Below are 18,692 nucleotides of genomic sequence, written 5' to 3' on the forward strand. Positions count from 1 at the left end.
TTCGCACTAGGCTCGGGGGGCCTGTTTCGCCGACCCTCCGGGAGTTCTCGTGTCGACCCCGCCCTCGCCCACCGCTGTCGCCCCGATCCGGGTGGCGGCCGGAACCACGGCGATGCAGGCGCTCAAGGACGCCGGAGTGCCGCTGAAGGGCGCCGACGGCGCGGTGGTCGTGCGCGAGGTGGCGACCGGCGACCTCAAGGACCTGGCGTGGGTGCCCGACGCCGACGTCGAGGTCGAGCCGGTGCCCGCGGCCAGCGCCGATGGCCGCGCGGTCATCCGCCACTCGACCGCGCACGTCCTGGCGCAGGCGGTCCAGGAGCTCTTCCCCGGCACCCGGCTGGGCATCGGGCCGCCGGTGGAGAACGGCTTCTACTACGACTTCGACCCCGAGCGCCCCTTCACGCCCGAGGACCTCACGGCGCTCGAGAAGAAGATGCAGGAGATCGTCCGGGCCGGTCAGCACTTCGCGCGGCGGGAGATCAGCGACGAGGACGCCAAGGCGGAGCTCGCCCACGAGCCGTACAAGCTCGAGCTCATCGGGCTCAAGGGCGGCGAGGCCCCGTTCGAGGACGATGGCGCCTCCGTGGAGGTCGGCGGAGCCCAGCTGACCATGTACGACAACCTCGACGCCCGCACCGGCGACCGCGTGTGGACCGACCTGTGCCGTGGTCCGCACGTGCCGCGGACCAGCGCCATCCCCGCGTTCAGCCTCACCCGCTCGGCCGCGGCGTACTGGCGGGGCAGCGAGAAGAACCCGCAGCTGCAGCGGGTGTACGGCACCGCGTGGGAGAGCAAGGAGGCGCACAAGGCCTACCTCGAGCAGGTCGCCGAGGCCGAGCGGCGCGACCACCGCCGGCTGGGCGCCGAGCTGGACCTGTTCAGCTTCCCCGACGAGATCGGGTCCGGGCTGGCCGTCTTCCACCCGAAGGGCGGTGTCATCCGTCGGGAGATGGAGAACTACTCCCGGCAGCGGCACGAGGCGGCGGGCTACGAGTTCGTCAACACCCCGCACATCACCAAGGGCCAGCTGTTCGAGACCTCCGGGCACCTCGGCTGGTACTCCGAGGGCATGTATCCGGCCATGCACCTCGACGAGGAGCGGGACGCCGACGGCAACGTCCGACGGCAGGGCCAGGACTACTACCTCAAGCCGATGAACTGCCCGATGCACAACCTGGTCTACCGGTCGCGCGGGCGGTCCTACCGCGAGCTGCCGCTGCGGCTGTTCGAGTTCGGCACGGTGTACCGGTACGAGAAGTCGGGCGTGGTCCACGGCCTCACCCGGGCCCGCGGGTTCACCCAGGACGACGCGCACATCTACTGCACCCCCGAGCAGATGCAGGGCGAGATCCGGTCGCTGCTGCAGTTCGTCCTCGACCTGCTCGCCGACTACGGCATGACCGACTTCTACCTGGAGCTGTCCACCCGCGACCCGGAGAAGTCCATCGGCAACGACGAGGACTGGGAACGCGCCACGGACGCACTGCGCGAGGCGGCCGAGGCCAGCGGGCTCGACCTGGTCCTCGATCCGGGCGGTGCGGCCTTCTACGCGCCGAAGATCTCGGTGCAGGTCCGCGACGCCATCGGCCGCTCGTGGCAGATGTCGACCATCCAGGTGGACCTCATGCTGCCCGACCGCTTCGACCTGGAGTACACCGCGAGCGACGGCAGCCGGCAACGGCCGGTGATGATCCACCGGGCGCTGTTCGGCTCGATGGAGCGGTTCTTCGGCGTGCTCACCGAGCACTACGCCGGCGCGTTCCCGGCCTGGCTGGCGCCGGTGCAGGTCGTGGGCATCCCGGTCACCGACGAGCAGGTGCCGTACCTGACCGACGTCGCGCTGAAGCTGCGGGCCCGTGGCATCCGCGTGGAGATCGACGACTCGGACGACCGGATGCAGAAGAAGATCCGGACGGCGAGCAAGCAGAAGATCCCGTTCGTGCTCATCGCCGGCGCCACGGACGCCGACGCGGGAGCCGTCTCCTTCCGCTACCGCGACGGATCGCAGCGCAACGGTGTGCCGGTGGACGACGCGGTCGACCAGGTCGCCGCGTGGGTGGCCTCGCGGTCCAACCTCGACCCCTCGGCGGCCGGATGAGCGACGACGGGCCGATGACGCCCTTCGAGCACCTGTGGACGCCGTACCGGATGGCCTACATCCGGGGCGAGGGCAAGCCCACGGGCGAGCACGACTGCCCGTTCTGCCTCATCCCGACGATGAGCGACGAGGAGGGCCTCGTCGTGGCTCGGGGGACGGCGGTCTTCGCCGTCCTCAACCTCTACCCGTACAACGCCGGGCACCTGATGCTGGTCCCGTACCGGCACGTGCCCGACTACACCGACCTGACGCCCGCGGAGGTCGCAGAGCTGGGCGCGTTCACCCAGGCGGCGATGCGCACGGTGCGCGCGGTCAGCGGCGCGCACGGCTTCAACATCGGCATGAACCAGGGGTCGGTGGCCGGCGCCGGCATCGCCGACCACCTGCACCAGCACGCCGTGCCGCGCTGGGGCGGCGACACCAACTTCATGCCGGTCATCGGGCTGACCCGGGTGCTGCCCCAGGTGCTCCGGGAGACCCGGGCGCTGCTCGCCGAGGCCTGGGTCACCGATGCGGCGTCCGGGGTCCCCTCCGTCCGGGAGGCCTGAGTGCTCGGCAGCAACGCGCGAGCGGCCGTCGCCCGCTTCTGGGCGCCGGTCGTCGCGCGGCTGGCCCGCGCCGGGGTCACACCCGACATGATCACGATCACCGGCACGGTGGGCGCCGTGGTGTCCGCCGTGGTGCTCATCGGGACCGGGCACCTGTTCTGGGGCGCGTTCGCGGTCACCGTCTTCGTGCTCCTCGACATGCTCGACGGGGCACTGGCCCGCGCCCGCGGCGGCGGATCGGTCTTCGGCGCGGTCCTGGACTCCACCGGCGACCGGGCCGCCGACGCGGCGATCTTCGGCGCGCTGGTCTGGTGGTTCTCCGGGGCGGGGGACAACCGGCTGCTGGTCCTGCTGGCGCTGGTGTGCCTCGTCCTCGGCGTCCTCACCTCGTACGTCAAGGCGCGGGCCGAGGGCGTCGGACTGGCCTGCGACGTCGGCATCGTCGAGCGCACCGAGCGGCTGATCCTGGTGCTGGTGGGCACCGGCTTCACGGGGCTGGGCATCCCGTACGCGGTGCACGTCGCGCTGTGGGTGCTCCTGCTCGGCAGCGCGGTCACGGTCGGCCAGCGGTTCCTCGCCGTCCGCCGCGCCGCCGGAGACCGTTCGCTGCCCGCACCGCCGTCCCGGCCGGCGCCGTGAGCGGCACGCTCGGCGCCCGGCTCACCGACGCCGGCTTCGCGGCCGGCTGGCACGCGGTCCGCCTGCTGCCCGAGCCGGCGGCCCGGGCGGCGTTCGACGCCGCCGGTCGCTGGGCCGGGGGGCGGGAGGGCCGGGGCACCCGCCAGCTCCGGGCCAACCTGCGCGTGGTCACCGGCGGCCGGCTCGGCGAGCCGGAGCTCACCGAGCTGACCAGCCGCGCCGTCCGGTCCTACGCCCGCTACTGGCAGGAGGCGTTCCGGCTGCCGACGCTGCGCACCGACCGGATCGTGGCCGGCACGGAGGTCGTCGGCCTGGAGCACCTGGAGAAGGCCCGCGCCGGCGGGCGCCCGCTGGTGATGGCCCTGCCGCACAGCGGCAACTGGGACGCCGCCGGCGTCTGGTTCATCGACTGGCTGGACGGGCCGTTCATGACCGTCGCCGAGCGGCTGAAGCCGGAGTCGCTGTACGAGCGGTTCCTGGCCTACCGGGAGTCGCTCGGTTTCCGGGTGGTGCCCCTCACCGGTGGGCCCCGGCCGAGCACCGAGGTGCTCCGCGACTGGTTGTCCGCCGGCGGGGTCACCTGCCTGCTCGTCGACCGCAACCTCGGCAGCGGGGGAGTGCCGGTCCAGTTCTTCGGTCGCCCGGCGACCGTGCCCGGGGGCGCCGCGCTGCTGGCCGCCCAGACCGGTGCGGCGCTGGTCCCGACCGTCTGCCAGTTCACCGAGCGCGGCTGGCGGCTGGTCTTCTCCCCGCAGGTGCCCGTCGAGGGCCCTGGCCGGCTGAGGGACCGGGTGGCCGGCGCGATGCAGGGGGTCATCGACGCGTTCGCGACCTCGATCGCCGACCGGCCAGAGGACTGGCACATGCTGGGCCGGATCTGGCCGGACGTGCCCCCCGACCCCCCGCGCGCCGCCCGTCCGTCCGCCGGGGAGGCGTGATGCGCATCGGCCTGGTCTGCCCCTACCAGTGGGACGTGCCCGGCGGGGTCCAGTACCACGTCCGCGACCTGGCCGAGACCCTGCTCGGCATGGGGCACCACGTGGAGGTCCTCACCCCGGCCGAGCGCGAGGAGTCCCTCCCGCCCTACGCCACCTTCGCCGGCCGTACCGTCCCGATCCCGTACAACGGCTCGATGGCCAGCATCCAGTTCGGGCCGGTCTCCGCGGCCCGGGTGCGGCGCTGGCTGCGGGAGGGGCGTTTCGACGTCGTCCACGTCCACGAGCCGGCGCCCCCGTCGGTGTCGCTGCTCGTCTGCATGATCGCCGACGGCCCGATCGTCGCCACCTTCCACGCGGCGACGACGCGCTCGAAGTGGCTGGCTGCGTGGGGGCCGGTCGTCCACCCCTGGCTGGAGCGGATCAGCGGCCGGATCGCCGTCTCCGACTTCGCCCGGCGGGTGCAGGTCGAGCACCTCGGCGGCGACGCCGTGATCATCCCGAACGGCGTGCACGTCGGCTTCTTCGCCGAGGGACCCGACCTGCCCGGGTACGCCCGCGGGGTCGACGGTCCCACCATCGGCTTCCTCGGCCGCTACCTCGAGCCGCGCAAGGGGCTGCCGATCCTGCTCGAGGCCATGCGCACCGTCGTCCGCCACCACCCCGGCGCCCGGCTGCTGATCGCCGGCCGCGGGGACGCCGACGAACTGCGTGAGCTGGTCGGGGAGGACCTGCGCCCGCACGTCGGCCTGCTCGGTGAGCTCTCCGAGGCGGACAAGGCGGCCTTCCTGCGCTCGGTGGACGTCTACTGCGCCCCCAACCTGCTCGGCGAGTCGTTCGGCGTCGTCCTCATCGAGGCGATGGCCGCCGGCGCCCCCATCGTGGCCAGCGATCTCGACGCGTTCGCCCGGGTGCTCCAGGACGGCGCGGCGGGCGTGCTGGTCCGCCGTGGCGACGCCGCGGCGCTCGCCCGGGCGCTGTGCTCGCTGCTGGCCGACCCCGCCCGCCGGGCGGCGCTGTCCGAGATCGGGCCGCGCACCGCGGCGGCCTACGACTGGGAAGTCCTGGCCCGCCGCATCCTGGCGGTGTACGAGACCGTCGTCCTGCCCGACGGGGGCGCGGTCACCGCGGGTGACGAGCACGACGTCCCCGGGGTACCCCCGGCGCACCGGCAGGCCGGAACCTCCCCACGGCGCGGAGCGCACCGCTAGCCTTCCGCTCCGTGACGCCCGACGCCTGGTTGCTGACGCTCGGAGCCCTGCTCCTGGTCCTGCTGGCGTGGACGGTCTGGACGCTGACCCGGCTGCGCCGGCTGGAGGCCCGCGTCGCCCGGGCCTGGGCTGCCCTCGACGGCCAGCTGCGGCGGCGCGCCGCGCTGGCGGAGGAACTGGCGCGCGACCACGCCGGCGCGCTGGGGGAGCACCGGGCGGCGGCCCTGGCGGCGGCGGCCGCAGGGGCCCGCTCCCCCCGGGACGGGGACCGGGAGACGGCCGAGAACGCGCTCGGGCGGGAGCTGCGGGACCTGCCGGCCGACCTGCCCGGCGTGCCGGGTGCCCTGCAGGCCGACCTCGCCGGCACGAGCACCCGGGTCGGGCTGGCCCGTCGTTTCTACAACGACGCGGTCCGCGACATCCGGGCGCTGCGGCGGCACCGCTTCCCCCGGCTGCTCCGCCTGCACGCCGGCCGGCCCCTGCCCCGGTACTTCGACATCGACGACCGGCTCGAGGAGGTGGTCGGAGCCCTGGGCGGCAACGGCCGGGGGGTGTCCTGACCCGCCGTACGATGGCGGCTCCCGATCGTCCGTCGAACCAGAGGCAGCACACCGTGGCAGCGCAGACCCCCTCCACCGGCACCGACCGCGTCAAGCGCGGCATGGCCGAACAGCTCAAGGGGGGCGTCATCATGGACGTCGTCACCCCGGAGCAGGCGAAGATCGCCGAGGACGCCGGCGCGGTCGCCGTCATGGCGCTCGAGCGGGTGCCCGCCGACATCCGCGCGCAGGGCGGCATCGCCCGCATGAGCGACCCCGACATGATCGAGGGCATCATCGGCGCCGTCTCGATCCCGGTGATGGCCAAGGCGCGCATCGGTCACTTCGTGGAGGCCCAGGTCCTGCAGGCCCTCGGCGTCGACTACATCGACGAGTCCGAGGTCCTCACCCCGGCCGACGAGGCGCACCACATCGCCAAGAGCGGGTTCACCGTGCCGTTCGTCTGCGGCGCGACCGACCTCGGCGAGGCGCTCCGCCGCATCTCCGAGGGCGCGGCCATGATCCGCTCCAAGGGCGAGGCCGGCACCGGCAACGTCGTCGAGGCCACCCGGCACATGCGGTCGATCCGCGCCGGCATCAAGGCGCTGGGCACGCTCGACGAGACCGAGCTGTTCGTGGCGGCCAAGGAGCTGCGCGCGCCGTACGACCTGGTCGCCGAGGTGGCCCGGCTCGGCAAGCTGCCGGTCGTGCTGTTCACCGCCGGCGGCATCGCCACGCCCGCCGACGCGGCGATGATGATGCAGCTGGGCGCCGAGGGCGTGTTCGTCGGCTCCGGCATCTTCAAGTCCGGCGACCCCCGGCGGCGCGCCGCCGCGATCGTCCAGGCGACGACGTTCCACGACGACCCCGACGTGATCGCCAAGGTCTCCCGCGGTCTCGGCGAGCCGATGGTCGGCATCAACGTCTCCACGCTGCCGGAGAGCGAGCGGTACGCCACCCGCGGGTGGTGACGGGAGGACCGGACACCTCCGGTCGCATCGCGGGTCTGGACCTCGCGCGCGGGCTCGCCGTCCTCGGCATGTTCGGCGCCCATCTGGACATCGGCGACGAGCTCACCGCGGCGCCGTCGAGCTGGGCTGCCGTCGTCGACGGCCGCTCCTCCGTCCTGTTCGCCACGCTCGCCGGGGTGTCGATGGCGCTGCTGTCCGGCCGCACCCGGCCGGCCGACGGGATCGACCTCGTCCGCGCCCGGCTGCGGATCGCGGTCCGGGCGGCCTGGGTCTTCGCGATCGGCGCGGTGCTCGAGTGGCTGCACACGTTCGTCGCGATCATCCTCGGCGTCTACGCCGTGGTCTTCGTGCTCGCGCTGCCGTTCCTCCGCTGGCCGCCCCACCGGCTGCTCGCCGCCGCGGGGCTCGTCGCGCTGGTGGGCCCGCCGCTGAACGCCTTCCTCGGGCAGGTCCTGTCGGTCGCCGACGCGGAGGCGCACTACGTGGCCGAGCTGCTGGTCACCGGCACCTACCCGGCCATGCTCTGGGTGGCCTTCGTGCTGGTGGGGCTGGGCGTCGGCCGGCTCGACCTGGGTGTCCCCGCCGTCCGGGCGCGGCTGGGCGCCGCCGGCGCGGCCGCCGCCGTGCTCGGCTACGGCGGTGGCTGGCTGACCACCGGCCTCGTCGCCGACGGCGTCCCGTCCGACGGGCCGGAGGAGGGGTTCGCCGCGCCCGTGGGGAAGTGGGAGGCCGCCTGGCTGACCGGCGCCCAGCCGCACAGCGGCACGACGTTCGAGCTGGTCGGGTCCGGCGGCTTGGCCGTCCTCGTGATCGCGGCGTGCCTCGTCGTGGCCGACCGGCTGCCCGTGCCGACCGCCCCGCTGCGCGCCGTCGGGGCCCTGGCCCTCTCGGTGTACACCGCCCAGATCGTCGTCCTCTGGGCGATGGAGTCGGTCGATCCGGGCAGCGCCGAGGGCGTCGGCGTGTGGCTGCTGTTCGTGCTCACCGCCCTCGCCGGGGCCGGCGTGTGGTGGTGGAAGCTCGGGCGGGGGCCCCTGGAGCGGCTGCTCACCGCCACCTCGGCGCGTGCGGCCGACGCCCGGCCGGCGCATCCGACGTAGCCTCGTCGGTCGTGTCCACCGCCACCGCCCGCCCCGTCGTCGGGGTGCTCGCCCTCCAGGGCGACGTCCGGGAGCACCTGACCGCGCTGCGCGAGCAGGGAGCGGACGCCGTGCCGGTCCGCCGTCCCGAGGAGCTCGCCGCCGTCGACGGGCTGGTCCTGCCCGGCGGCGAGTCGACCACCATCGCGAAGCTCGCCGCGCGGTCCGGCGTGCTGGCGCCGTTGCGGGCCGCCGTGCGCACGGGGCTGCCCGCCTACGGGTCGTGCGCCGGGATGATCCTGCTCGCCGACCACATCCTCGACGCGCCGCCGGACCAGGAGACGGTCGGCGGCCTCGACGTCACCGTGCGCCGCAACGCCTTCGGCCGGCAGGTCGACTCCTTCGAGAGCGAGCTGGTGTTCGAGGGGCTCACCGGGGGCCCGGTGCGCGCGGTGTTCATCCGGGCGCCGTGGGTGGAGAAGGCCGGCCAGGAGGTCGAGGTCCTCGGGCGGATCGTGGGCGGAGGGGCCGACGGTAGGATCGTGGCCGTCCGCCAGGGCAACCTGGTGGCCACGAGCTTCCACCCCGAACTGACCGGGGACCGCCGGGTGCACGCGCTGTTCGTCGACATCGTCCGCCGTCACCTGGCCCAGCAGGCCGACAGCGCTCATCACGGGGCCGTCGGGAACGAGAGGGGTCTGTCGTGAGTGGCCATTCCAAATGGGCGACGACGAAGCACAAGAAGGCCGGGATCGACGCCAAGCGCGGCAAGCTCTTCGCCAAGCTGATCAAGAACATCGAGGTCGCGGCCCGCACCGGCGGCGGAGACCCCGCGGGCAACCCGACGCTCTACGACGCCATCCAGAAGGCGAAGAAGTCCTCGGTGCCCAATGACAACATCGACCGCGCGGTCAAGCGCGGTTCGGGCGCCGAGGCCGGCGGCGTCGACTACCAGGGCATCACCTACGAGGGCTACGCCCCCGGAGGCGTCGCCGTCCTCATCGAGTGCCTGACCGACAATAAGAACCGGTCGGCCATGGAGGTGCGCACCGCGATGACCCGCAACGGCGGGTCGATGGCCGACCCCGGCTCGGTCTCCTACCTCTTCTCCCGCAAGGGGGTCGTGGTGGTGCCGAAGACCGACGCCGTGGACGAGGACACCGTGCTCATGGCCGTGCTGGACGCCGGCGCCGAGGAGGTGCGCGACCTGGGGGACACGTTCGAGGTGGTCTCCGAGCCCGGCGACCTGGTCGCCGTCCGGAGCGCGCTGCAGGACGCCGGGATCGACTACGACTCCGCCGAGGCCGGGTTCGTGCCGAGCGTGACGGTCGAGCTCGACGAGGACGGCGCCGGCAAGGTCTTCCGGCTGATCGACGCCCTCGAGGACCTCGACGACGTGCAGAACGTGTACGCCAACTACGACGTCTCCGACGAGGTGCTCGAGAAGGTCGGGTGAAGGAGCTCGTCCTCCCCGCCCCTCGCGGGCTCGGGGCGGGACCCGGGGACGAGGCCGCGGGCGTGTCGGCGCCGTGGTGTCGTGCCTGCCGGTTAGCCTCGGTCGAACAGGCGTTCGGCTGACTGGGGGCAACTCATGCGGGTGCTGGGCATAGACCCCGGGCTCACCCGGTGCGGGTGGGGTGTCGTCGACGGGCGTCCCGGGGCACGTCCGACGGCGGTGGGCGTCGGGGTGGTGCGCACGCCGGCCGAGCTGGACCTGGAGCTGCGGCTCCTGGAGCTGCACACGGCCGTGACCGCGCTCCTGCGCGAGCACCGGCCCGACGTCGTGGCCATCGAGCGGGTCTTCACGCAGAACAACAAGGGCACGGCCACCGGGACGGCGCAGGCCGCGGGCGTGGCCGCGCTGGCAGCCGCCCAGGCCGACCGGCCGGTCGCCTGGCACACGCCGAGCGAGGTCAAGGCGGCCATCTCCGGCAACGGCCGCGCGGACAAGGAACAGGTCACCCTCATGGTGACCCGGGTGCTGGGTCTGAGCGAGGTCCCCAGGCCGGCCGACGCCGCCGACGCGCTGGCCCTGGCCGTCTGCCACGCATGGCGTGGCCCGGCCCAGCAGCGGCTGCGCTCGGCGGCGCTGGCCGGCGGCATCGGCGCCCCCGTGGTGCAGCGCACCCTCCCGCGGTGGACGGGGGTGGCGGCCCGATGATCGCCTCGGTGTCCGGGCGGGTGGCCGCGGTGTCGCCGGACGGCGCGGTCGTGGAGGTGGGCGGCATCGGGCTGGCGGTGCAGTGCACCCCGGGCACGATCGCCCGGTTGCAGGTGGGGGAGAACGCGCGCCTGTCGACGAGCCTGGTGGTGCGTGAGGACTCGCTCACGCTCTACGGCTTCGCCGACGACGACGAGCGGCAGCTGTTCGAGCTGCTGCAGACGGCCAACGGCGTCGGCCCGCGCCTGGCGCAGGCGGTGCTGGCCATCCATCCGCCGCGCGAGGTGCGCCGGGCGGTCTCGACGGCCGACGTCAAGGCACTCATGCAGGTGCCGGGCATCGGCAAGAAGGGCGCCGAGCGGCTGATCCTCGAGCTGCGGGACCGGCTGGGCGCCACCACCTCCGACACCTCCCTCGACGCGCCCGCCCCGGCCGGCCTGCCCTCCGTCACGCCCGTGGCGCCGTGGCGCGACCAGCTCACCTCGGCGCTGGTCGGTCTCGGCTGGACCGCCAAGGAGGCCGACGGCGCCCTCGCCCGGCTGGCGCCGGTCGCCGACGAGCAGATCGCCGCGACCGGCGTGGTGGAGGTCGCCGTCCTCCTGCGCCAGGCGCTGCAGCTGCTGGGCAGGTCATGAGCGCCCCGTTCGACCGGTCCCTGACCGGCGACCTCGCGGACGGCTCCGGCCGCGATTTCTCGGTGTCCGCGGGGGCAGGGGACGAGGAGCGGGTCGTCGAGTCCGCGCTGCGGCCCCACTCGCTCACCGACTTCATCGGCCAGCCCAAGGTCGCCCGCCAGCTGGCGCTGGTCCTCCAAGGGGCCAAGCGGCGCGGCCGGCCGCCGGACCACGTGCTGCTCTCGGGGCCGCCGGGTCTGGGCAAGACCAGCCTGGCGCTGATCATCGGCTCGGAGCTCGGCACCTCGGTGAAGATCACCAGCGGCCCGGCGATCGAGCGCTCCGGTGACCTCGCCGCGATGCTGTCCAATCTCGCGCCCGGCGACGTCCTGTTCATCGACGAGATCCACCGCATCGCCCGTCCGGCCGAGGAACTGCTGTACATGGCGATGGAGGACTTCCGGGTCGACGTCGTCGTCGGCAAGGGGCCCGGCGCCACCGCCATCCCGCTGGAGATCAGCCCCTTCACGCTGGTCGGCGCCACCACGCGGGCCGGGCTGCTCACCGGGCCGCTGCGCGACCGGTTCGGCTTCGTCGGCCAGATGGAGTTCTACGAGCCCGCGGAGCTCCACCAGGTGCTGCGCCGCAGCGCCGACCTGCTGGGCGTCGAGCTGACCGAGGACGGCTCCGCCGAGATCGCCGGCCGATCCCGCGGCACACCCCGGATCGCCAACCGCCTGCTGCGCCGGGTCCGCGACTACGCCGAGGTCGAGGCCGACGGCCGGGTGACTCGCGAGGTGGCCCAGGCAGCGCTGGCGCTGTACGACGTCGACGTGCTCGGGCTCGACCGGCTCGACCGGGCGGTGCTCGAGGCCCTCGTCGTCCGCTTCGGCGGCGGGCCGGTGGGCGTCGCGACCCTGGCCGTCGCCGTGGGGGAGGAGCCGAACACCGTCGAGGAGGTCTGCGAGCCCTTCCTCGTCCGGGCCGGACTCCTCGCCAGGACGCCGCGGGGCCGGGTGGCGACCGAGGCCGCCTGGCACCACCTCGGGCATCCGCTGCCGCGCGGCGGCGCGCTGATCAGCGGCGCCGGCGGGGCCCTCGGCGGGGCGACCGGCGCACCGACGACCCCGGGTGCGTCGTCAGAGCCGCTGTTCGACGCATAGACTGCCGCTCGCTGGCGCGCAACTCGTCCGGCCGCGGCCGCGCGCGTCCCGTCCGGTCGCCCGCGCGCCGTGCGAGTGAGGCAACCGACGCACCCGAGCGGCCCCACCGGGGGGCCGCACCCACCGCGGACCTGGACGCGCGGTAGAGAGGCACACCTGTCGTGGAGCAGTTCTTTCCGATCATCATCCTGGCACTGCTGGCGATCATGCTGTTCGTCCTGCCCGCCCGGCAGCGCAAGCGCATGCAGGCCCAGGCCCAGGCGCTGCAGGAAGCTTTGAACGTCGGCACCCCGGTGATGATGGCCGGCGGGCTGCACGGCACCGTCGCGGCGCTGGGGGAGACCACGGTGGACGTCCAGATCGCCCCGGGCGTCGTCGTCACGTACGCGCGGCAGGCGGTCCTGGAGATCCGCACGCCGGCCGGCACACCCGGCACCGACGGCCCCGACACCGGGACACCTGGCGCGTCCGGCGGACGACCGGCCGACGGCACCGTCTGAGCCGGGGGACCACCGTGGCACAACGCTCGCTGCCGGCAGGCCGGTACTTCGCCGCCTTCCTGCTCATCGTCGCCGTCCTGTACGGGCTCATCTACTTCACCGGCACCACCCGCACACCGCAGCTGGGGCTGGACCTGCGCGGCGGCACGACCGTGACCCTCAGCGCACGGACGCCCGACGGTCAGGCGCCGGCCCCCGAGGACCTCGAGCTGGCGCGCCAGATCATCGAGCAGCGGGTCAACGGCCTCGGCGTCGCCGAGGCCGAGGTCGTCACCGAGGGCGACTCGAACATCGTCATCTCCGTGCCGGGTGACGACGGCGAGCAGGCGCGCCAGCTCGGTGAGACCGCGCAGCTGCGCTTCCGCCCGGTGATCCAAGGGCCCGAGCCGGCAACCCCGGCCGCCTCCGGGAGCGCCGCCCCCACCGACACGGCCGCCCCCACCGACGCCGCCGCGCCCACCGACCCCGCCGCGCCCACGGCACCCTCCGCCGCGCCGACCGACAGCGCCGCCGCGACGGGATCCGCGGCGCCGTCCGACGGCGCGGTCGCGGACCCCGCGACCGACCCCGATGCGCCCCCGGTGACCCAGGAGCAGGCGGCGGCGGCCTACGCCACGCTGACCTGCGACGGCGAGTCCCAGGGGTCGGTGGACCGTCCCGACGACCACGTCGCCTCCTGCAGCGAGGACGGCACGCTCAAGTACCTGCTCGGCCCCTCGGTCGTCGAGGGCACCGCGGTCACCGACGCCACCGCGGGCACCCGCGCGGGCACCGGCGAGTGGATCGTCCAGCTCGACTTCACCGCCGAGGGTTCGGCGGCCTGGGCCGAGTACACGGCGGCCAATGTCGGCAAGAACGTGGGCATCACGCTCGACGGCCGGGTCATCTCCGCCCCGACGATCAACCAGGCCATCTCCGGCGGGACCGAGATCTCGGGCAGCTTCGACCAGGAGTCCGCCACCGAGCTGGCCAACCAGCTCAAGTACGGCGCGCTGCCGCTGAGCTTCACCCAGGCGACCGCGCAGTCCATCTCCACCGAGCTCGGCGAGGACCAGCTGCAGGCCGGCCTGATCGCCGGCGCGATCGGCATCGCGCTGGTCTTCCTGTACTCGCTGGTCTACTACCGCCTGCTCGGCCTCGTGATGATCGCCAGCCTCCTGCTGTCCGGTGTGGTCGTCTACGCCTGCCTGGTGCTGCTCGGCCGGGAGATCGGCTTCACCCTGAGCCTCGCCGGGATTGCCGGCTTCATCGTCTCGCTGGGCATCACCGCGGACTCGTTCGTCGTCTACTTCGAGCGGCTCAAGGACGAGATCCGCGAGGGCCGCAGCTTCCGGTCGGCCGTGCCGCGGGCGTGGGTCCGTGCCCGGCGCACGATCCTCTCGGCGGACGCGGTCAGCTTCCTGGCCGCGGCGATCCTCTACCTGCTGGCGATCGGCGACGTGAAGGGCTTCGCGTTCACCCTCGGCATGTCGACGGTCCTCGACCTCGTCGTCGTCTTCCTCTTCACCCACCCGCTGATGGCCGTGCTGGCGCGGTTCCGGTGGTTCGGCGGCAGCCGCATCTCCGGCCTGGGCCGCGTCGAGCACACCCGTCGTCCGTCCCCCCGGCCCGCCACGGCCGGCCGGGACCTCGTCGGCGCCGGCAGCCCCTCGGCCTCCGGCGGCCGGACCCGCGGCGCCGCAGACAGGAGCACGTCATGACCCGCACGCCCGACGAGGAGCTCGTCGAGCAGCCCTCCGACGAGCAGGCCCTGGCCGACGCCGGGCTGACCGCGGAGGACGGCACCGCGCCGCCGCGTGCCCGCGGGGGATTCCGCGGTCTCGGGCACCGTCTCTACAACGGCGAGGCCGGTCTCGACGTCGTCGGCAACAGCCGGCTGATCTACCGGATCACCGCGGTCGTGGTCCTGCTGTGCCTGCTGTCGATGGTCTTCCGCGGCTTCAACTTCGGCATCGACTTCGCGGGGGGCAACAGCTTCCGTGTGCCCGGCACCGAGCAGCAGCTCGAGCAGGTGCGCGAGGCTGCCGAGGAGGCCGGCGCGGAGGTCGCGACCGCCCAGGTCGTCGGCGGCGACGAGGTGCTGCTGCGCACCGGCAGCCTGGACAACGACACCGAGCGCGCCGTCATCGAGGCCGTCGCCGACGCGGCCGGGGTGCAGGCCGACCAGGTCAGCCCCGAGTCGGTCAGCGCCGAGTGGGGCCGGGACATCACCGACCAGGCGCTCATCGCCCTCGTCGTCTTCCTCGTGGCCGTGGTCGTGTTCCTCGCCCTGCGGTTCCAGCCCAAGATGGCGATCGGCGCCATGGCGGCCCTGGTCCACGACATCGTCGTGACCGCAGGGGTCTACTCGCTGGTCGGCTTCGAGGTGACGCCGTCCACCGTGATCGGCTTCCTCACCATCCTCGGCTTCTCGCTCTACGACACCGTCGTGGTCTTCGACAAGGTGGACGAGAACGTCAAGGACCTCGAGCGCAGCGCCCGCATGACATGGAGCGAGGCGGCCAACCTGGCGGTCAACCAGACGCTGATGCGCTCGATCAACACGTCGGTCATCGCGCTGCTCCCGGTGGCCGGCCTGCTGTTCGTCGGCGCCGGCCTGCTCGGGGTGGGCACGCTCAAGGACCTCGCGCTGGTGCTCTTCGTCGGTCTCGCGGCCGGCGCGTACTCCTCGATCGTCCTGGCCACGCCCATCGTCGCCGACCTCAAGGAGCGCGAGCCGGAGGTCCAGGCACTCCGCCGGCGCGTCCAGGCGCGCCGTTCGTCGGCGGCCCGCGCGGGCGGGCCCCGCGCGGCGGCGGCCTCCGGTCCGGTGGCCAGCGCCCGGAGGGCCCGCCCGGCCCGCGGGGGCGTCGCGGTCGCGGAGCTGCCGGATTCGGTCGAGGCCGACGTCGTGGTCGAGTCGCCGTCGTCGGTCCGGCCGGACACCGGCAGCGGCGCCACCGCGGCGCCGCGGCCGGGGGCCCGGCCGCAGCGTCCGGGCGCGAAGGGCCGCCCGCCGGGCAAGAAGCGCCGATGACCGGCGCCGCCACGGCGGGTGCGCCGCGGCCGGGGGAGCTGCCGCTCGACGAGCTGATCGCCTCGCTCACCGTCGACGTCCCCGACTATCCCGAGCCCGGGGTGCTGTTCCGTGACCTGACGCCGGTGTTCGCCGACGGGGTGGCCTTCCGGCGCATGGTGGAGGGGCTGGCCGCGCCCGCCGCGTCCGACCCGCGGGCGGCGGCCGTCGCCGGGGACGGCGGAGTGGACGGGGACCCCGGGTTCGACGTCGTCGTCGGCGTGGAGGCCCGCGGCTTCCTGCTCGCCGCCGCGGTCGCGCTGGCCAGCGGCGTGGGTGTGGTGCCCGTCCGCAAGGCCGGCAAGCTGCCGCGGGAGCGGATCGCCGCCGACTACGCACTGGAGTACGGGACGGCGACCCTGGAGCTGCACGCCGATTCCGTCCGCCCCGGTGCCCGGGTGCTCGTGGTCGACGACGTCCTCGCCACCGGCGGGACCCTCGGCGCCGCGATCGCGCTCGTCGAGCGGCTCGGCGGAGTCGTGACCGCGGTCTCGGTCGTGGTGGAGCTCGCCGCGCTCGGTGGACGTGTGCGGTTGGCACCGCACACGGTGCACGCCCTCTGGACCACCTGACGGAGGGAGACGTCACCCGTCGGACCGGGCCCGGCGGGGCCCGGCGCCGCTAGCATGGGACGGTCATCTCTCCTCAGCCGAGCAGGAGTCGCCGTGGCGCCCGACGTAGCCGCAGACGCGGCTCCCGCGCGGCCGGGCGAGCCCGCCGGTGCGGGACAGGCCCCTCCTGCCGGTCCACCGGCGGGCGAGGTGGCCACCGGCACCCCCGTCCGCGCCCCGCTGCCCGACCGGCCCGTCGTCCGCCGTCCCGACGACGTCGGCTCCGAGCCCGGTGACCCCGACGGCGTCCCCCGGCGCCGCGTCCGCGACCGGCTCGCCCGCCGCATCGTCGCCAGCCCGCGGACCCCCGTCGTGCGCCCGGTCCTGGAGCCGCTGGCCGCACTCCACCGGCAGAGCCACCCCAAGGCCGACCTCGTGCTCCTGCAGCGTGCCTACGACGTCGCCGAGGCGGCGCACGCGGGGCAGAAGCGCAAGAGCGGCGACCCCTACATCACCCACCCGCTCGCCGTCGCCACCATCCTCGCCGGGCTGGGCATGGACACCACCACCCTCGTGGCGGCCCTGCTGCACGACACGGTCGAGGACACCGGTGTCACGCTGGACTCGATCACCGCCGACTTCGGCTCGGAGGTCACCCACCTGGTCGACGGCGTCACCAAGATCGACAAGGTGAAGCTGGGCGACGCCGCCCAGGCGGAGACGATCCGCAAGATGATCGTGGCGATGGCCCGCGATCCGCGGGTGCTGGTCATCAAGCTCGCCGACCGGCTCCACAACATGCGCACGTTGCGCTTCCTCCCGCCCGAGAAGCAGGAGAAGAAGGCGCGCGAGACGCTGGAGATCCTCGCCCCACTGGCCCACCGCCTGGGCATGAACACCATCAAGTGGGAGCTCGAGGACCTCGCGTTCGCGACGCTCTACCCCAAGCGCTACGACGAGATCGTCCGCCTGGTCGCCGAGCGGGCGCCGTCCCGGGACACCTACCTGGCCGAGGTCACCTCGCAGGTCAGCGAGCAGCTCAAGGCCGCGAAGATCGACGCGGTCGTCACCGGCCGTCCCAAGCACTACTACTCGATCTACCAGAAGATGATCGTCCGCGGCCGCGACTTCGCCGATATCTGGGACCTCGTCGGCATCCGGATCCTGGTCGACTCGGTGCGGGACTGCTACGCGGCGCTGGGCATCATGCACGCGCACTGGCAGCCCCTGCCGGGGCGCTTCAAGGACTTCATCGCGATGCCGAAGTTCAACATGTACCAGTCGCTGCACACGACGGTGATCGGTCCGCAGGGCAAGCCGGTCGAGCTGCAGATCCGCACGCACGACATGCACCGCACCGCCGACTACGGCATCGCCGCGCACTGGAAGTACAAGGAGAGCGCGCGGGCCGGCGGCAAGCCCCGGCCGGGCGAGCTCGGGGCGCCGAAGGCCGGGTCGCCCGACGACATGCTGTGGCTCCGCCAGTTGCTGGACTGGCAACGCGAGGCGCAAGAGCCCGGCGAGTTCCTGGAGACGCTGCGCTACGACCTCGGCCCGCAGGAGGTCTTCGTCTTCACGCCCAAGGGTGACGTGATCAGCCTGCCCGGTAACTCCACGCCGGTCGACTTCGCCTACGCGGTGCACACCGAGGTCGGGCACCGCACGATCGGTGCCCGGGTCAACGGCTCGCTGGTCTCCCTGGACAGCAAGCTGTCCAACGGCGACGTCGTCGAGGTCTTCACCTCCCGGTCACCGACCGCCGGCCCCTCGAAGGACTGGCTGCAGTTCGTCGGCTCCTCACGGGCGCGCACCAAGATCCGGCAGTGGTTCACCAAGGAGCGCCGCGAGGACGCCGTCGAGGCCGGGAAGGAAGCGCTCACCCGCGCCATGCGCAAGGCCGGGCTCCCGCTGCAGCGGCTGCTCGGCGGGGAGGCGCTCTCGACGCTGGCCAAGGACCTCCGCTACGCCGACGTGACCGCCCTGTACGCGGCCGTGGGGGAGAACCAGATCTCCGCGGCCTCGGTGGTGGACAAGCTGATCACCGCCCTCGGTGGCAGCGAGGGCGCCGTCGAGGACATCGCCGAGACCGCCATCCCCACCCGCCGGTCGATCCCGCGGCGCAGCGCCAGCGGGGACCCCGGCGTCGTCGTCCACGGGATGTCGGACGTGTGGGCCAAGCTCGCCAAGTGCTGCACGCCGGTGCCCGGCGACGACATCCTCGGGTTCGTCACCCGCGGCGGCGGCGTCAGCGTGCACCGGACCGACTGCACCAACGCCGCGGACCTGCAGCGCAAGCCCGAGCGGCTGGTGGAGGTCGAGTGGGCGAGCCAGCCCGGCTCGGTGTTCCTGGTCGCGATCCAGGTCGAGGCCCTCGACCGGCACCGCCTGCTGTCCGACGTCACCAAGGCGCTGGCCGACGAGCGGGTGAACATCCTGTCGGCGTCGGTGCAGACCAGCCGCGACCGCGTGGCGATCAGCCGGTTCACCTTCGAGTTGGCCGACCCGGCCCACCTCGGCGCGGTGCTGCAGACGGTGCGCAACGTCGACGGCGTCTTCGACGTCGAGCGCGTCACCGCCTGAACCAGCTTTCTGTACGGGAAGCTCGGAGCTTTCGGTGCAGAACGCTGG

The 18,692-nt window shown here is 73.7% G+C and carries 18 protein-coding genes; all 18 read left to right on the top strand.

Features of this window, described 5'->3' with window-relative positions; translation table 11 throughout:
• The first annotated feature begins 49 nt into the window (after positions 1–49).
• The gene (gene thrS / locus ACFSHS_RS12225; protein WP_376876012.1) at positions 50–2,098 is read left to right on the top strand and encodes a threonine--tRNA ligase; all 2,049 of its coding nucleotides are present in this window, start codon (positions 50–52) and stop codon (positions 2,096–2,098) included.
• A gap of 14 nt (positions 2,099–2,112) precedes the next feature.
• On the top strand, positions 2,113–2,646 hold the full coding sequence (locus ACFSHS_RS12230) for an HIT family protein (protein ID WP_376876015.1): 534 nt from the start codon (positions 2,113–2,115) through the stop codon (positions 2,644–2,646).
• Positions 2,647–3,285 (top strand): phosphatidylinositol phosphate synthase, encoded by a 639-nt coding sequence (gene pgsA, locus ACFSHS_RS12235; protein ID WP_376876018.1) that lies wholly within the window; start codon positions 2,647–2,649, stop codon positions 3,283–3,285.
• Complete coding sequence (locus ACFSHS_RS12240; RefSeq protein ID WP_376876021.1) at positions 3,282–4,223, top strand: phosphatidylinositol mannoside acyltransferase; 942 nt, start codon at positions 3,282–3,284, stop codon at positions 4,221–4,223. The genes pgsA and ACFSHS_RS12240 overlap by 4 nt, the downstream gene beginning before the upstream one ends.
• The gene (locus ACFSHS_RS12245; RefSeq protein ID WP_376876024.1) at positions 4,223–5,431 is read left to right on the top strand and encodes a glycosyltransferase family 4 protein; all 1,209 of its coding nucleotides are present in this window, start codon (positions 4,223–4,225) and stop codon (positions 5,429–5,431) included. The genes ACFSHS_RS12240 and ACFSHS_RS12245 overlap by 1 nt, the downstream gene beginning before the upstream one ends.
• Before the next feature lie 11 nt (positions 5,432–5,442).
• Positions 5,443–5,991 (top strand): LemA family protein, encoded by a 549-nt coding sequence (locus ACFSHS_RS12250; protein WP_376876027.1) that lies wholly within the window; start codon positions 5,443–5,445, stop codon positions 5,989–5,991.
• A 53-nt stretch (positions 5,992–6,044) separates the two neighbouring features.
• Entirely contained in the window at positions 6,045–6,941 is an 897-nt protein-coding gene (gene pdxS, locus ACFSHS_RS12255) for a pyridoxal 5'-phosphate synthase lyase subunit PdxS (RefSeq protein ID WP_458199687.1), read from the top strand.
• Entirely contained in the window at positions 6,938–8,041 is a 1,104-nt protein-coding gene (locus ACFSHS_RS12260; RefSeq protein ID WP_376876033.1) for a heparan-alpha-glucosaminide N-acetyltransferase domain-containing protein, read from the top strand. Before pdxS ends, ACFSHS_RS12260 begins: the two co-directional genes overlap by 4 nt.
• 11 nt (positions 8,042–8,052) lie before the next feature.
• Positions 8,053–8,727, top strand: a complete 675-nt coding sequence (gene pdxT / locus ACFSHS_RS12265) for a pyridoxal 5'-phosphate synthase glutaminase subunit PdxT (protein ID WP_376876036.1) — start codon at positions 8,053–8,055, stop codon at positions 8,725–8,727.
• Positions 8,724–9,476, top strand: a complete 753-nt coding sequence (locus ACFSHS_RS12270) for a YebC/PmpR family DNA-binding transcriptional regulator (RefSeq protein WP_376876039.1) — start codon at positions 8,724–8,726, stop codon at positions 9,474–9,476. Before pdxT ends, ACFSHS_RS12270 begins: the two co-directional genes overlap by 4 nt.
• Positions 9,477–9,611: 135 nt before the next feature.
• Positions 9,612–10,181, top strand: coding sequence for a crossover junction endodeoxyribonuclease RuvC (gene ruvC / locus ACFSHS_RS12275; RefSeq protein ID WP_376876042.1), 570 nt, complete (start codon positions 9,612–9,614; stop codon positions 10,179–10,181).
• A complete protein-coding gene (gene ruvA / locus ACFSHS_RS12280) occupies positions 10,157–10,816 on the top strand; it encodes a Holliday junction branch migration protein RuvA (protein WP_376876045.1) in 660 nt (219 codons plus the stop codon). Before ruvC ends, ruvA begins: the two co-directional genes overlap by 25 nt.
• The gene (ruvB, locus tag ACFSHS_RS12285) at positions 10,813–11,958 is read left to right on the top strand and encodes a Holliday junction branch migration DNA helicase RuvB (protein WP_376876048.1); all 1,146 of its coding nucleotides are present in this window, start codon (positions 10,813–10,815) and stop codon (positions 11,956–11,958) included. The genes ruvA and ruvB overlap by 4 nt, the downstream gene beginning before the upstream one ends.
• Positions 11,959–12,119: 161 nt before the next feature.
• A complete protein-coding gene (yajC, locus tag ACFSHS_RS12290) occupies positions 12,120–12,458 on the top strand; it encodes a preprotein translocase subunit YajC (RefSeq protein WP_376876051.1) in 339 nt (112 codons plus the stop codon).
• A gap of 14 nt (positions 12,459–12,472) precedes the next feature.
• Positions 12,473–14,158 carry a protein translocase subunit SecD gene (secD, locus tag ACFSHS_RS12295; protein WP_376876053.1) on the top strand — a complete coding sequence of 562 codons (1,686 nt, stop codon included), beginning with the start codon at positions 12,473–12,475 and terminating at the stop codon, positions 14,156–14,158.
• On the top strand, positions 14,155–15,474 hold the full coding sequence (gene secF / locus ACFSHS_RS12300; protein WP_376876056.1) for a protein translocase subunit SecF: 1,320 nt from the start codon (positions 14,155–14,157) through the stop codon (positions 15,472–15,474). The genes secD and secF overlap by 4 nt, the downstream gene beginning before the upstream one ends.
• Positions 15,471–16,085 carry an adenine phosphoribosyltransferase gene (locus ACFSHS_RS12305; RefSeq protein ID WP_376876059.1) on the top strand — a complete coding sequence of 205 codons (615 nt, stop codon included), beginning with the start codon at positions 15,471–15,473 and terminating at the stop codon, positions 16,083–16,085. Before secF ends, ACFSHS_RS12305 begins: the two co-directional genes overlap by 4 nt.
• A gap of 93 nt (positions 16,086–16,178) precedes the next feature.
• Positions 16,179–18,644 carry a RelA/SpoT family protein gene (locus ACFSHS_RS12310; protein ID WP_376876062.1) on the top strand — a complete coding sequence of 822 codons (2,466 nt, stop codon included), beginning with the start codon at positions 16,179–16,181 and terminating at the stop codon, positions 18,642–18,644.
• Positions 18,645–18,692: the final 48 nt, after the last annotated feature.

Origin of the sequence: Blastococcus deserti (assembly GCF_042682525.1) — a bacterium.
Classification (GTDB): domain Bacteria; phylum Actinomycetota; class Actinomycetes; order Mycobacteriales; family Geodermatophilaceae; genus Blastococcus_B; species Blastococcus_B deserti.

Bases quoted from the DNA above. Each gene is read 5' to 3' on its own strand.
- ACFSHS_RS12230 (WP_376876015.1), top strand. From the start codon at position 2,113: ATGACGCCCTTCGAGCACCTGTGGACGCCGTACCGGATGGCCTACATC.
- ACFSHS_RS12305 (WP_376876059.1), top strand. From the start codon at position 15,471: ATGACCGGCGCCGCCACGGCGGGTGCGCCGCGGCCGGGGGAGCTGCCG.
- ACFSHS_RS12245 (WP_376876024.1), top strand. From the start codon at position 4,223: ATGCGCATCGGCCTGGTCTGCCCCTACCAGTGGGACGTGCCCGGCGGG.
- secF (WP_376876056.1), top strand. From the start codon at position 14,155: ATGACCCGCACGCCCGACGAGGAGCTCGTCGAGCAGCCCTCCGACGAG.
- ruvC (WP_376876042.1), top strand. From the start codon at position 9,612: ATGCGGGTGCTGGGCATAGACCCCGGGCTCACCCGGTGCGGGTGGGGT.
- ruvB (WP_376876048.1), top strand. From the start codon at position 10,813: ATGAGCGCCCCGTTCGACCGGTCCCTGACCGGCGACCTCGCGGACGGC.